The following is a 13,256-nucleotide window of genomic DNA, read 5'->3' as shown; positions in this document are numbered from 1 at the left end:
TTCTAACAGCGTAGGCCAATGGGGGAGATCCCTGTGGGAGCGAGCCTGCTCGCGAAAGCGGTGGGTCAGTCACTTTTGATGTTGAAAGGACCGACTTCTTCGCGAGCAGGCTCGCTCCCACAGGGGATTTGTAGTGCAATTCAGATGTTGGTTAAAAAACAACCACCGCGCTGTACGCCATGTTCGCTGTGGCCTGTAGTCCCTTTCACTCAGGTTATCCACAGGCCGTTCCACAGCCATTGTGGGTAACGCAGCACACCTCAATGACAACCGTGTGACGTCCAGACCCGCTGCGCGCTGTGATGGAGGATGCCGTGGCGGCGGGCGAGGGCGTGGCGATCCTTGCTGTAACCGCCACCGATGACACCGACCACCGGGATGTCGCGGCCCAGACAATGACGCATCACGCTTTCATCGCGGGCGGCGACGCCTTCATCGGTCAGTTGCAGATAACCGAGGGCGTCGTCCTTGTGCACATCGACGCCGGCGTCGTATAGCACCAGATCCGGCTGATACAGCGGCAGCAAATAGTTGAGCGTGTCATCCACGACTTTTAAATAATCGGCATCGCCCATGCCTTTGGGCAGAGGAATGTCCCAGTCACTTTGCGCCTTGCGTGCAGGAAAGTTCTTCTCGCAATGCAGGGAAACGGTAATCGCCTCCGGGGTGTCGTGCAGAATCCGCGCCGTGCCGTCACCCTGATGCACGTCGCAATCAAAGATCAATACCCGGTTCACTCGACCGCTTTGCAGCAGATATTGGCTGATGATCGCCAGGTCATTGAAGATGCAGAACCCGGCCGGGTAATCGTAATGGGCGTGGTGGGTGCCACCGGCCAGGTGACAGGCCAAGCCATGCTCCAGGGCTTTTTCCGCCGCCAGAATCGAACCGCCGACCGCGCGCACCGTGCGCCGCGCCAATGCTTCATTCCATGGCAGGCCAAGACGCCGCTGGTCTTCGCGAGACAACTCGCCGCTCATGTAGCGTTCGATATAGCTACGGTCATGGGCCAGGGCGAGGATGTCGTTGGGGCAGATTTGCGGACGCAGCAAATCGGCGTCGCGAGTCAGGCCGCTGTCGATCAGGTGATCGCGCAGCAGACGAAATTTGTCCATCGGAAAGCGGTGATCCGCCGGAAACTCGGGGCTGTAGTCTTCGTGGTAGATCAGCGGCAGTGGCATGGCGATTTCTGTCAGGCGTGTAGGAAAGAGTGAAGGATCCTACCAGCGATGTAGACTTGCGGCATGGAAACGGAGGGGCACGATGGAGCCGATACTGGAACTGGAAAGCGCCCGGCTGCTGATGCGTCAGTGGCAGGATGAGGATTTGCCGGAATTTGCGGCGATGTGTGCCGATCCTCAAGTGATGCGCTATTTTCCGGAGCCGTTGAGCCGGCTGGAAAGTGCCGCGTTGATCGGTCGCGTGCGCGGACATTTTGCCGAACACGGCTACGGCTTGTGGGCGCTGGAGCGCAAGGACAGCGGCGAATTCATCGGTTTCACCGGGCTTGGCGTGGTCGGTTTCGACGCGCCGTTCACCCCGGCGGTGGAGATTGGCTGGCGTCTGGCGAAGGAGCATTGGGGCCTGGGTTACGCCAGTGAAGCGGCTTGGACCGCTCTGCGTTGCGGGTTTGATCGATTGGCTCTGAAGGAAATCGTGTCGTTCACCGCGCAATCAAATCTGCCTTCGGAGAAAGTCATGCAGGCGATCGGCATGCATCACGCGCCGGCCGATGACTTTGATCACCCCAAGCTTGCCGTCGATCACCCGTTAAGAAGACATGTGCTGTATCGGATTACCCGGGCGCAGTGGCTGCAAACCTTGCATGGATAAGCTGACACGGACGTTTACAATGGCCGCCATATCATTGGCCCGTGCCAGTACCTGAATCGCCCGCCGCAGCCAAGACTGCGCGGCATTGCTTTGTGTGAGGAGAGTCTGAATGAGCCAAGTGTTGGAAGATCTGGTCGATTTGCTGACCCTGGAACCGATCGAAGAAAACCTGTTCCGTGGTCGCAGCCAGGACTTGGGTTTCCGTCAGTTGTTCGGTGGTCAGGTGCTCGGCCAGTCGCTGTCGGCGGCCAGTCAGACCGTTGAAGAGGCGCGCCACGTGCATTCGATGCACGGCTATTTCCTGCGCCCGGGCGACGCCAAGTTGCCAGTGGTCTATTCGGTCGACCGCGTGCGCGACGGCGGCAGTTTCAGCACCCGTCGCGTCACGGCGATCCAGAAGGGCCACCCGATCTTCACCTGCAGCGCTTCGTTTCAGTACGACGAAGAAGGCTTCGTGCATCAGACTCAGATGCCGCAAGTGGTCGGCCCGGAAAACCTGCCCTCGGAACTGGAACTCTTCCAGCAACGTGCGCAATTGATCCCGGAACACATGCGCGAAAAACTGCTGTGCCCGAAGCCGATCGAAGTGCGCCCGGTCACTGAAAAAGACCCGTACAACCCGCATCCGGCGGATCCGGTCAAGTACGTGTGGTTCCGGGCCGATGGCGCACTGGCCGATATTCCGGCGCTGCACAAATACCTGCTGGCCTACGCCTCGGACTTCGGTCTGCTGACCACATCGATGTTGCCCCACGGCAAATCGGTCTGGCAGAAAGACATGCAGGTCGCCAGCCTCGATCACGCGCTCTGGTTCCACAACGATCTGCGCGCCGATGACTGGTTGCTCTACGCGATGGACAGCCCGTGGGCCGGCAACTCTCGTGGCTTCTCCCGTGGCAGCGTGTTCAACCGCGCCGGGCAACTGGTGGCGTCGGTGACGCAGGAAGGTCTGATCCGTCATCGCAAGGATTGGGCATGAGCCTGGCCGAGGTGAAGCACTGGGTGTTCGACATGGACGGCACCCTGACCGTCGCCGTGCATGACTTCGCGGCGATTCGCGCGGCGCTGGCGATTCCCCCGGAGGACGACATCCTCACCCATCTCGCCGCGTTGCCGGCGGATGAAGCGGCGGCGAAACATGCCTGGCTGCTGGAGCACGAGCGCGATCTGGCGCTCGGCTCGACCCCGGCCACCGGGGCGGTGGAACTGGTGCGTGATCTGCATTCGCGCGGCTATCGCCTCGGCATCCTCACCCGCAATGCGCGGGAACTGGCGCATGTGACGCTCGAAGCGATTGGCTTGGCTGACTGCTTTGCAGTGGAAGACGTGCTGGGCCGCGATGAAGCGCCGCCCAAGCCGCATCCGGGTGGTTTGCTCAAGTTGGCAGAAGCGTGGGCGGTATCGGCCAGTGAGATGGTGATGGTCGGCGATTACCGCTTTGATCTGGATTGCGGGCGAGCGGCGGGCGCGCGGACAGTGTTGGTTAATCTGCCGGATAACCCGTGGCCGGAGCTGACGGATTGGCATGCGCAGGATTGTGTTGAGTTGCGGCGGATGTTGTTTGCCTGACATCCCGGTTGTTTGATCTGGCCTCATCGCTGGCAAGCCAGCTCCCACAGGGATTTTCAGTGGATGCAAATGTGTATCCGACACAACCCACTGTGGGAGCTGGCTTGCCAGCGATGGCGTCAAATCATTCAACACATAACTTATTCGAACAACGCTTTTTGGCCTTCAGGCGACGTCAACATCCCATCGCCGTCATGCCCGACCCCGGGCACTTCCACCAGGCGCTGATTCACTCCTTCCGGATGACGCCTCAGCAAATAGCCAAAAAACAACTTGCCGCGCATCAAGCGATAAGCCCCTTGCGCCTCAGCCTCACAGCCCTTGTCCAGCGCCGGATGTTGCGGGTCGATGTCTTGCTGCCCGAGCAGATAAATCACCTCGCGTTTGATGTAGCTGCTTTCAAGCTGCATCGGCGTTTGCCCACCGGCGTACACCGGCATGTCTGACAGACCGTACTTCCAGCGATTGAAACCCATGCATTTGGCGTGATCGAACGCCACGGGCCGCTGCTCGTTGAAATAAGCGTAGGAAGACGGATTGGCCACCACATAACGCAGGCGGATGCCGTTGGCTTTCAGCGCCGGCTGATCCTTGGCCAGCAGCGCATAACGTTGCACCACTTGCCCGCCGCCGGAGTGGCCAAAAATCACAATTTGCTTCACGTCCGGAAACTGTTTGCGATCGGTGACCCGGGCGACGATTTCGTCCAGCGCCGCATAGGAGCTCAACGGATTCGGGCCTGTGGATAAACCGCCGCCCATCCATTCATTGCCTTTCCAGCGCAACACCGTGGCGGGCAACGAGTACAGGGCCACATCACTTTCATTGAGAAACTGCGGCGCAATCACCAGTGTGTGCGCGGTTTGTCCTGCCAGTTCGGCGGCGGCTTCAGCGCTTTTGCGATAGGTCTCGGCGTTGCGCAAGCGCCCATGAATGACGATCAGCACGCGCTCGATCTTCTCTGGCGCAGGGCCTATGCCCACCGCCATTTCCCCGGCCTTCAGTTGCAGGCGCCCGGAGCTGATCGCGTCGACGCCGGCTGCTTGGGCGGTGCTGCCAATGATCAGTAAAGCCAAAAGCCATTTATGCATTTACAGGTTTTTCGCCGCGAAGGTGTCGCACTGGCCGACCTGGCCCTGCGCGAATCCGGTTTTGAACCAGCGCACCCTTTGCGCCGACGTACCGTGGGTAAACGAGTCCGGCACCACTCGGCCCTGACCCTGTTGTTGCAGGCGATCATCACCGATGGCATTGGCTGCGTTCAAGGCTTCTTCAATGTCGCCAGGTTCCAGCCAGTTCAAACGTTTCTGCGCGCTATAGGCCCAGACGCCGGCCAGACAGTCGGCCTGCAATTCCTGACGGACCAGCAAACCGCCGTCACCTTCCATTTGCCGACCTTGCTGGCGGGCTGTCTGAATTTTCGCCGAGACACCGAGAAGCGTCTGCACATGGTGTCCGACTTCGTGCGCGATCACGTAGGCCTGGGCAAAATCGCCGGCCGCCTTGAAGCGTTGCGACATCTCCTGGAAGAACGCCATGTCCAGATAGACCTTCTGATCCGCCGGGCAGTAAAACGGCCCGGTGGCCGAGGTGGCCAGACCACAAGCGGAGTTGACCCGATTGCTGAACAGCACCAGGGTCGGGTCCTTGTATTGGCGGCCGGCCTGCTGGAAAACCGCGCCCCAGGTGTCTTCGGTGTCGCCAAGGATCGAGCGGACGAACTCGGCCTGTTCGTCGTTGGCCGGCGGCGCCTGACGGGTCTGCGAGGTGGGCGCCGATTGCTCGGTCATCTGCCCGGTAAGCTGGCCGAGGATCTGCAACGGATCCTGGCCGGTGATCCAGCCAATGCCGACGATCAGCAGGATGGCCCCGAGGCTCAGGCCCTTGCCGCCACCGAAGCGCATGCCGCCGCCACCGCCTGCATCATCACCACGGGCATCGACGACGTTGTCACTGCGTCGGCCTTTTTTCCATAGCATGTGGGAATCCTCTTTCTAAATCGTGGTGATGAGTGTTGCTGGTGTGTGAGTGTGGCGCCAGTCCGGTCGTCCGTCTATTCGTACACCCGCAGGCCAGTCGACGGGTAAGAACCCGTTGTGTTCGGTGAATTCCATTCAACAAAGCTAATTTGTGAAATGTTCACCAGGTTCCATATTTTGCTTTGTATCGCGCATATTCTAGAATTCCCCAAATTTCACTGAGATCTCACCATGGCCGGCAGTCAAATCGAACGGGTTTTCAGCGTGCTGGAAAACCTCACCAGTGAGCCCCGTGGATTGGCACTGCAGACGCTCGCCGAGCAGATCGACATCCCGAAAAGTGCGACGCACCGTTTGCTCGCCGAACTGACCCGACTCGGTTATGTGCGGCAGAACCCGGAGACTCTGCGTTATCACTTGTCGACCAAACTGGTGGCGATGGGTTTTCGTTATCTGTCGAGCAGCGGCGCCGATATCGTGCAGCCGGTGCTCGATCGCCTGGCTCAGGAAACCGGCGAGCTGGTGCGTCTGGGCGTTATCGATGGCGAACGTCAAACCTGGATTGCCAAGTCTCAGGGCGCACGAAGTGGTTTGCGTTATGACCCGGACATGGGCCGCGATGCGCCGCTGTTCTACACCGCGTCGGGCCATGCGTGGCTGGCGTGCATGAGCGATGCCGAGGCGTTGTCGCTGGTTGAACGCCAGGGCGCAGAGGTGCCGGCGGACATCGGGCCAAATGCGCCGCGCTCCAATATCCAATTGCTCGAGCTTCTGCGGGTCGCGCGCGAGTTGGGGTATGCCTGTGTCGAAGAAAGTTCGGCGGTGGGGACGTCGGCGATTGCGGCGGTGGTGCGCCATCCCGCTGACGGGCGGGTGATCGGTGTGCTGAGCATCGCCGGGCCGAGTGCGCGGATGCCGGGGGCGAGGCTGCATGAGTTGGCACCATTGCTGCTCAGGTTTACTGAGGAGTTGTCCGCTGCGAGTCTGGCTTCGGAGCTGTTCGTCTAACCTGAGTTCACTTGGCCCCTCTTCGCCTGCGGTTGCAAAGTTGTGCGCTGTTCGCACACTTTTATAGTGGGCGGGTGTCGGAATCTGGAACCGGGTTCTAGATTGTTGCTTGAGGATCTTTCCTCCGTTTGTTTTCTTCAGAGATCGCCAATGACTGTCAGCACCCCGCTTTCCGGAGTCAACCAACCCTTCAAAGGGATCATGCTGATTGTCGTGGCGACCTTTCTGTTCTCCAGCCATGACGCGCTGTCGAAGTATTTGTCTGGGTTCTATCCGATCGTGATGGTGGTGTGGGCACGGTATGTGGTGCACACGCTGTTGATGGCGGGGATTTTTTTGCCGCAGTCCGGGCTGCGCGTCTTGCGCACGAAAAAGCCTTTATGGCAGTTGGCCCGGGCACTGTGCCTGCTCGGCACCAGCCTGTTCTTCACTACGGCGCTGCTTTACATCCCGCTGGCCGAAGCCACCGCGGTGAACTTCCTGGCGCCGGTATTGGTGACGGCGTTGTCGGTGCCGTTGCTGAAGGAGCGGGTAACGCGCGGCCAATGGATTGCGGTGATTTGCGGCTTTGTCGGTGTGCTGATCATCGTTCACCCCGGCGGTGAGCTGTTCACGCCCGCCGTGCTGCTGCCTTTCTGCTCGGCGCTGTTTTTCTGCTTCTACCAATTGCTGACTCGCAAGCTTGCGCAAATCGATAGTCCGACCACCAGCAACTTCTTTGCCGGGCTGTGCAACACGTTGGTGATGAGTGCGCTGGTGCCGTTCTTCTGGCAGGTGCCGACGCTGACCCATGCCGGGCTGATGCTGGCTCTGGGCAGTTGCGGGATGACCGCGCACTTGTTTCTGACTCAGGCGTTCCGCCATGCCGCGCCGGCGTTGCTGGCGCCGTTCGGTTATTGCCAGATTGTGTTTGCGGGGTTGTTGGGCTGGCTGCTGTTCAACCACACGCCGAGTCTGTTGACGGTGATCGGGATTGCGGTGATCTGTTGCAGCGGGTTGGCGGCGGCGTGGCAGCAAAGTCGCCGCTGAAAGGACAGCACAAAACCTTGTAGGAACGGCTTGTCGCCGCTCCTACAAGGTGTTGAGAGTGTTACTCCGTGACGGTCGGAATCTTGCGCGGGGCCATGAAGTACATCCAGGTCAGCGCAATGAAGTACATCGCCGGAATCAGGGTGAATAACACGGTGTAGTTGTTGTTCGTGGCCGTCAGGATGTGGCCGACGATCTGAGTCATGAACATCCCGCCGATCGCCGCGCACATGCCGCCGAAACCGAACACCGTGCTCATCATGTGCTTGGGCGTGTAATCCATCACCAAGCTCCAGATGTTCGCCGTCCATGCCTGATGCGCGCCGATCGCCAGGGAAATAGCAGCCACCGCAACCCACAGGTTCGCGGAACCGGCGGCCATGACCACGCCGATGATGCAGCAGGCGAACAGGAACATCGACAGCAACCGCGCCTTGATCGCGTTCATCCCGCGACCGATCAGGAACGAGGACAGAATGCCGCCACCCACGCTGCCAAAGTCGGCGGTGACGTAGATGATGATCAGCGGGATACCCATCTGGGTCACGTTGATGCCCAGGTTGTATTGCTGATTGAGAAACGGCGGCAGCCAGTACAGGTAGAACCAGAACACCGGCGCGGTCAGCGAGTAGGCGAGGGCGAAGGCCCAGGTACCGCGCATCCGCAGGATTTTCGAGAACGGCACGCGGACCTGCTCCGGTTCGACTTCCTGCTGGATGTAGTCCAGTTCCGACTGTTTCACGCTCGGGTGATCTTCCGGGTTGAAGTACTTCAGGCCCCAGAACAACAACCAGATCCCGCCCAGCGCTGCCATGCACAGAAACGCGGCCTGCCAGCCCCACACATGAAGAACCAGTGGCAACAGCATCGGCGTGAACATGGCACCGACGTTGGTGCCTGCGTTGAAGATGCCGGTGGCGACGGCGCGCTCGCCAGCCGGGAACCACAGGCGCGTGGTTTTCACACACGCCGGATAATTCGCCGCTTCGGTCAGGCCGAGGACGAATCGGCAGACCATGAAGCCGACCGCCGAGGTCGCCAGACCGTGGGCACCGGTGGCCAGGCTCCACAACAATACTGCGCAGAAGAACACGCGCTTGACGCCGACCCGGTCGATCAACCGCCCTTGCAGGACGAAGCCGATGGCGTAGCCGACCTGAAACCAGAAGTTGATGTTGGCGTAATCCATCGCCGTCCAGCTCATTTCCTTGGCGAGGATTGGCTGCATGACGCCGAGGGCGGCGCGGTCGATGTAGTTCAGGGTGGTGGCGAAAAACACCAGCGCCAGCATGCCCCAACGGGTTTTGCCGACAGCCATGGCGCCGCGGATCTTGTCGCCGATGCCACCTGTGGCAGTACTCATGGCCGGAGCCATGCGGGAAGTCTGTGAAGGAATCATGTGTTCCACCCGTTTTTGGATTTTTTATTTGGTGTGCTTTTTGGTTTGCACGCTGCGACCGGTGGTTCAGGCCCGGACTCAATGTGCGGTCGATGTTGGGCAGTGGACGAAAAATCGTCAATTCGTCAAAACGGCATTGTGTTCGATAATCGCACGCAAAACTAACCGGGTAGTACACTTTAAATTGCTGCGCGAAGTGATGCAGCCAATAATTTACCCTACGACAAAAATGGTCCCCCGCAACAAAGCGGCGCAGTCCGGGAGTTGAAACATGCAGCGTTCCATTGCCACCGTTTCCTTGAGCGGCACCCTGCCGGAAAAACTCGAAGCCATTGCCGCCGCCGGGTTCGACGGGGTGGAGATTTTCGAGAACGACCTTCTTTACTACGACGGCAGTCCACGTGAAATTAAACAGATGTGCGCCGATCTCGGGATTGCCATCACTCTGTTTCAGCCGTTCCGCGATTTTGAAGGCTGCCGCCGTGATCGGCTGGCGCGCAACCTGGAACGGGCCGAGCGCAAGTTCGACCTGATGCAGGAACTGGGCACCGATCTGGTGCTGGTGTGCAGCAACGCTTCGGCGGACAGCGTCGGCGATCAGCAAATACTCATCGATGACCTGCGCTTGCTGGCCGAGCACGCTGGCGCCCGTGGCTTGCGCATTGGCTATGAAGCACTGGCCTGGGGCCGTCACGTCAATACGTATCAACAGGTCTGGGACATCGTGCGTCAGGCCGATCACCCGAGCCTCGGCGTGCTGCTCGACAGTTTCCACACGCTATCGCTCAAGGGCGATCCGCGTGCGATTGCCGAGATTCCCGGCGACAAGATTTTCTTCGTGCAAATGGCCGATGCGCCGATTCTGGCCATGGATGTTCTGGAGTGGAGTCGGCATTTCCGCTGCTTCCCGGGGCAGGGCGAGTTCGATCTGGCGGGGTTTCTCGCGCCGATCATCAAGAGTGGCTACACCGGGCCGCTATCGCTGGAGATCTTCAACGACGGCTTCCGCGCCGCACCGCCACGGGCCAATGCCGCTGACGGCTTGCGTTCGCTGTTGTACCTCGAAGAAAAGACCCGTCAGCGTCTGGAGCAGGAGGCCGCGCCCGTGGCCAACCGTGAAATCCTCTTTGAAACACCGAAGGCCAGCGAGTACAACGGCGTCGAGTTTCTCGAATTCGCTGTCGATGAAAGCCTTGGCGCCAAGTTGTCGAACTGGCTTGAACGCCTGGGGTTCGTCAAGGCCGGGCAGCATCGCTCCAAGAGTGTGAGTCTGCTGCGTCAGGGCGATATCAACCTGATCCTCAACGCTGAGCCCTATTCGTTTGCGCACAGCTTTTTCGAGGCACACGGCCCGTCGCTGTGTGCCACCGCCGTGCGGGTCAAGGACAGCGCGAGTGCTCTGGCGCGTGCGGTTGCCTACAAGGGCCAGCCCTATCGCGGTCTGGTCGGTCCTAACGAATTGGAACTGGCGGCAGTCCGCGCGCCGGATGGCAGCCTGATCTATCTGGTGGATGAGGCGGCCGATGTGTATGGCACCGACTTCAATCTGCTGCCAGACGCGCAGGTGCGCGGTGGCCTCAAGCGTATCGATCACATGGCCATGGCGCTGCCGGCGGACAGCCTCGACAGTTGGGTGCTGTTCTACAAGAGCCTGCTGGATTTCGAGGCTGACGACGAAGTGGTGCTGCCCGACCCCTATGGGCTGGTGAAAAGCCGCGCGCTGCGCAGTCGTGACAGCTCGATCCGTTTGCCGCTGAATATTTCCGAGAACCGCAACACCGCGATCTCCCATGCGTTGTCGAGTTATCGCGGCTCTGGCGTGCATCACATCGCCTTCGATTGTGACGATATCTTTGCTGAAGTCAGCCGCGCCAAAGAGGCCGGTGTGCCGCTGCTGGATATTCCGCTCAACTATTACGATGACCTTGCCGCGCGCTTTGATTTCGACGATGAGTTTCTCAGCGAGCTGGCGTATTACAACGTGCTGTATGACCGTGATGCCCAGGGTGGCGAGTTGTTTCACGTCTACACCGAGCCGTTCGAAGGGCGGTTCTTCTTCGAGATCATCCAGCGTAAAAACGGTTATGCCGGATACGGCGCGGCGAACGTCGCGGTGCGGCTGGCGGCGATGGCCAAATCACGCAGTGGCGCCGTGCGTCAGGCGAAGTTGTAGGAAATTCGTAAGCGCGGGAGTAAACACGGGTCACGCGGCTTCCTTCACTGTGCCGCGCGGCCCATAATCGCCAGCCTGTGCAGTGATGGCCGTGAGCCCGCAATGACAATGACTTCAGAACTCCCCGCAGCCCCCGTCGAACCCGCCGTTGAGCCGCGCAAGAGTCGCAAAAACAATCCGGAGAAGACCCGCGAGAACATCCTGCAGGAGGCGATCGTCGAGTTCGTCCAGCAAGGATTGTCCGGCGCCCGCGTCGACGCAATTGCTGAACGCATCCACACCTCCAAACGCATGATCTATTACTACTTCGGCAGCAAGGAGCAGTTGTACGTCGAGGTGCTGGAGAAGCTCTACGGCGATATTCGTAACACGGAAAGCCGTCTGCACCTGGCCGAGCTGTCGCCAGTGGTAGCGATCCGGCGGCTGGTGGAATTCACTTTCGATCACCACGACCGCAACGTCGATTTTGTGCGCATCGTCTGCATTGAAAACATCCACAACGCCGAATTCGTGAAGCGTTCCGATGCGATCAAGGCGATGAACAACACCATCCTCGATTCACTCGGCGAGATTTTGCGTCGGGGGGCCGATGAGGGCGTGTTCCGCAGTGGGCTCGATGCGCTGGACGTGCATTTGCTGATCAGCTCGTTCAGTTTCTATCGCGTGTCGAACCGCCACACATTCGGTGAGATTTTTCAGATTGATCTGCCGGACGAGACCATCAAGCAGCGTCATCGCGAGATGATCTGCGAGTCGGTGTTGCGTTACTTGCAGGCCTGACATGAGACGAGGGGGCAAGCCCCCTCATTTGGCTAGCCATTCATGCTTTGGAAGTGCGCAAGCATGCGTTGCGCATCCGGCACCACGCCACTGAACAACTCAAACGCCTTCACCGCCTGAAACACCGCCATGTTGCCACCATCCAGCGTCCGGCAACCGATGGCGCGGGCGTTGCGCAGCAGTTCGGTTTCCAATGGGAAGTACACGATCTCCGCCACCCACAATTCCTTGCGCAGCAACTCGACCGGCACCGGCATACCCGGCAGTTTGGCCATGCCCATCGGTGTGGTGTTCACCAGGCCGTCGGCCTGATTCAGGGTATTTGGCAAATCATGCCCGGCCACTGCGCGGCCAGAGCCGAAATGCTGATTGAGATTGTTTGCCAGGCTTTCTGCCCGGTCCGTATCCACGTCGAAAATGCTCAGCCGTTGTACGCCTTCGCTCAGCAGAGCGTGGGCCACTGCCGCACCCGCGCCACCGGCGCCCATCTGGACCACACGCTCACGGGCGGCGTCCTTCAAGCCGCGACGAAAGCCTTCGGCGAATCCCAGGCAATCGGTGTTGTGGCCGACTCGTTTGCCATCCTTGAGCACCACGGTATTGACCGCACCGATGCCACGGGCTTCCGCCGAGAGTTCGTCGAGCAGCGGAATAATCGCCTGCTTGCACGGGAAGGTGATGTTCAGGCCGGTGTAGTTCATGCGCTCGGCCGCCAGCAACAAGTCGGGCAGGGCATGGGTGTCCATTTGCAGTTGGTCCAGGTCGATCAACCGATACAAATATCGCAGGCCCTGGGCGTCGCCTTCGTGCTCATGCAGTGCTGGTGTGCGCGAGGCTTGAATGCCGGCACCGATCAGCCCGGCCAGTATCACGTTTTTGCGGCTCATGCTGCTTGCCCCTTCAGCCGCTGGCTGAAGTGTTCCAGGGCCAGACGATAGCCATGGCTGCCAAACCCGCACATCACGGCCGTGGCGATGGCCGAGACAAACGAGTGATGACGGAACGGCTCGCGGGCATGGACGTTGGACAGATGCACTTCGATCACCGGCAACTCACTGGCCACCAGCGCGTCGCGAATCGCCACCGAGGTGTGCGTCCAGGCTGCCGGGTTGATGACAATCCCGGCGCAACGACCGCGAGCGGCGTGAATCCAGTCGAGCAGTTCACCTTCGTGATTGGTCTGGCGAAACTCTACGGCCAGGCCGAATTCATCGCCGGCGCGACCGCACAAGGCAGAGATATCCGCCAGGGTTTCATGGCCGTAAGTGGCGGGCTCACGGGTGCCAAGCAGGTTCAGGTTCGGGCCGTTGAGCACCAGAACGATAGGGGACATGGGGGTAACTCCACTTCTTGTTTTTGGCTTGGGCCATGGGGTTTCGGCCTGTGGAGATAAAATGTACTAGATGGTTACATCGGTCAATTGAACGGCGTCGTCCTTAGCGTTTTTTGTTCGGTGATCGCACAACCTGAAACGAGCGCCCACGAA

General features: G+C 59.8%; 13 protein-coding genes. 7 read left to right on the top strand and 6 right to left on the bottom strand.

Annotated elements, in window-relative coordinates; translation table 11 throughout:
* Positions 1 to 260: 260 nt before the first annotated feature.
* Positions 261 to 1,181, bottom strand: a complete 921-nt coding sequence (locus PSH79_RS23900; RefSeq protein WP_305439935.1) for a histone deacetylase — start codon at positions 1,179 to 1,181, stop codon at positions 261 to 263.
* Between the two features lie 82 nt (positions 1,182 to 1,263).
* Between PSH79_RS23900 and PSH79_RS23895 the strand changes: the two genes are divergently transcribed.
* From PSH79_RS23895 to PSH79_RS23885, 3 genes are all read left to right on the top strand, one after another.
* A complete protein-coding gene (locus tag PSH79_RS23895; protein WP_305439933.1) occupies positions 1,264 to 1,833 on the top strand; it encodes a GNAT family N-acetyltransferase in 570 nt (189 codons plus the stop codon).
* A gap of 109 nt (positions 1,834 to 1,942) precedes the next feature.
* Positions 1,943 to 2,812, top strand: coding sequence for an acyl-CoA thioesterase II (gene tesB, locus PSH79_RS23890; RefSeq protein WP_305439932.1), 870 nt, complete (start codon positions 1,943 to 1,945; stop codon positions 2,810 to 2,812).
* Entirely contained in the window at positions 2,809 to 3,402 is a 594-nt protein-coding gene (locus PSH79_RS23885; RefSeq protein ID WP_305439931.1) for an HAD family hydrolase, read from the top strand. The genes tesB and PSH79_RS23885 overlap by 4 nt, the downstream gene beginning before the upstream one ends.
* A gap of 140 nt (positions 3,403 to 3,542) precedes the next feature.
* On the opposite strand, the gene PSH79_RS23880 is transcribed toward PSH79_RS23885, so the two are convergent.
* Together PSH79_RS23880 and PSH79_RS23875 are read right to left on the bottom strand one after the other, a co-directional pair.
* The gene (locus PSH79_RS23880; RefSeq protein ID WP_305439930.1) at positions 3,543 to 4,493 is read right to left on the bottom strand and encodes an alpha/beta fold hydrolase; all 951 of its coding nucleotides are present in this window, start codon (positions 4,491 to 4,493) and stop codon (positions 3,543 to 3,545) included.
* On the bottom strand, positions 4,494 to 5,381 hold the full coding sequence (locus tag PSH79_RS23875; RefSeq protein WP_305439929.1) for a neutral zinc metallopeptidase: 888 nt from the start codon (positions 5,379 to 5,381) through the stop codon (positions 4,494 to 4,496).
* Between the two features lie 231 nt (positions 5,382 to 5,612).
* Here PSH79_RS23875 and PSH79_RS23870 point away from each other — a divergent pair, with 231 nt between their 5' ends.
* Positions 5,613 to 6,389, top strand: coding sequence for an IclR family transcriptional regulator (locus PSH79_RS23870; RefSeq protein ID WP_305439927.1), 777 nt, complete (start codon positions 5,613 to 5,615; stop codon positions 6,387 to 6,389).
* A 150-nt stretch (positions 6,390 to 6,539) separates the two neighbouring features.
* Positions 6,540 to 7,418: a DMT family transporter gene (locus PSH79_RS23865; protein ID WP_305439926.1), complete on the top strand. Its 879-nt coding sequence runs from the start codon at positions 6,540 to 6,542 to the stop codon at positions 7,416 to 7,418.
* Positions 7,419 to 7,479: 61 nt separating this feature from the next.
* Here the strand turns inward: PSH79_RS23865 and PSH79_RS23860 are convergent, their stop codons facing one another.
* Positions 7,480 to 8,817: an MFS transporter gene (locus tag PSH79_RS23860; protein ID WP_305439925.1), complete on the bottom strand. Its 1,338-nt coding sequence runs from the start codon at positions 8,815 to 8,817 to the stop codon at positions 7,480 to 7,482.
* Between the two features lie 271 nt (positions 8,818 to 9,088).
* On the opposite strand from PSH79_RS23860, the gene quiC reads away from it, so the two are divergent.
* Together quiC and PSH79_RS23850 are read left to right on the top strand one after the other, a co-directional pair.
* Positions 9,089 to 10,990 carry a 3-dehydroshikimate dehydratase QuiC gene (gene quiC, locus PSH79_RS23855; protein WP_305439924.1) on the top strand — a complete coding sequence of 634 codons (1,902 nt, stop codon included), beginning with the start codon at positions 9,089 to 9,091 and terminating at the stop codon, positions 10,988 to 10,990.
* 102 nt (positions 10,991 to 11,092) lie between these two features.
* Positions 11,093 to 11,770 carry a TetR family transcriptional regulator gene (locus PSH79_RS23850; protein ID WP_305439923.1) on the top strand — a complete coding sequence of 226 codons (678 nt, stop codon included), beginning with the start codon at positions 11,093 to 11,095 and terminating at the stop codon, positions 11,768 to 11,770.
* A 32-nt stretch (positions 11,771 to 11,802) separates the two neighbouring features.
* On the opposite strand, the gene PSH79_RS23845 is transcribed toward PSH79_RS23850, so the two are convergent.
* Both PSH79_RS23845 and aroQ read right to left on the bottom strand, forming a co-directional pair.
* Positions 11,803 to 12,657: a shikimate dehydrogenase gene (locus tag PSH79_RS23845; RefSeq protein WP_305439922.1), complete on the bottom strand. Its 855-nt coding sequence runs from the start codon at positions 12,655 to 12,657 to the stop codon at positions 11,803 to 11,805.
* Positions 12,654 to 13,103, bottom strand: a complete 450-nt coding sequence (gene aroQ, locus PSH79_RS23840; protein ID WP_305439920.1) for a type II 3-dehydroquinate dehydratase — start codon at positions 13,101 to 13,103, stop codon at positions 12,654 to 12,656. Before aroQ ends, PSH79_RS23845 begins: the two co-directional genes overlap by 4 nt.
* Positions 13,104 to 13,256: the final 153 nt, after the last annotated feature.

Source organism: Pseudomonas sp. FP2196, from assembly GCF_030687715.1.
Lineage (GTDB): Bacteria > Pseudomonadota > Gammaproteobacteria > Pseudomonadales > Pseudomonadaceae > Aquipseudomonas.
Note: the sequence above shows the minus strand (reverse complement) of the source record. Positions and strands in the feature narration are given on the sequence as shown.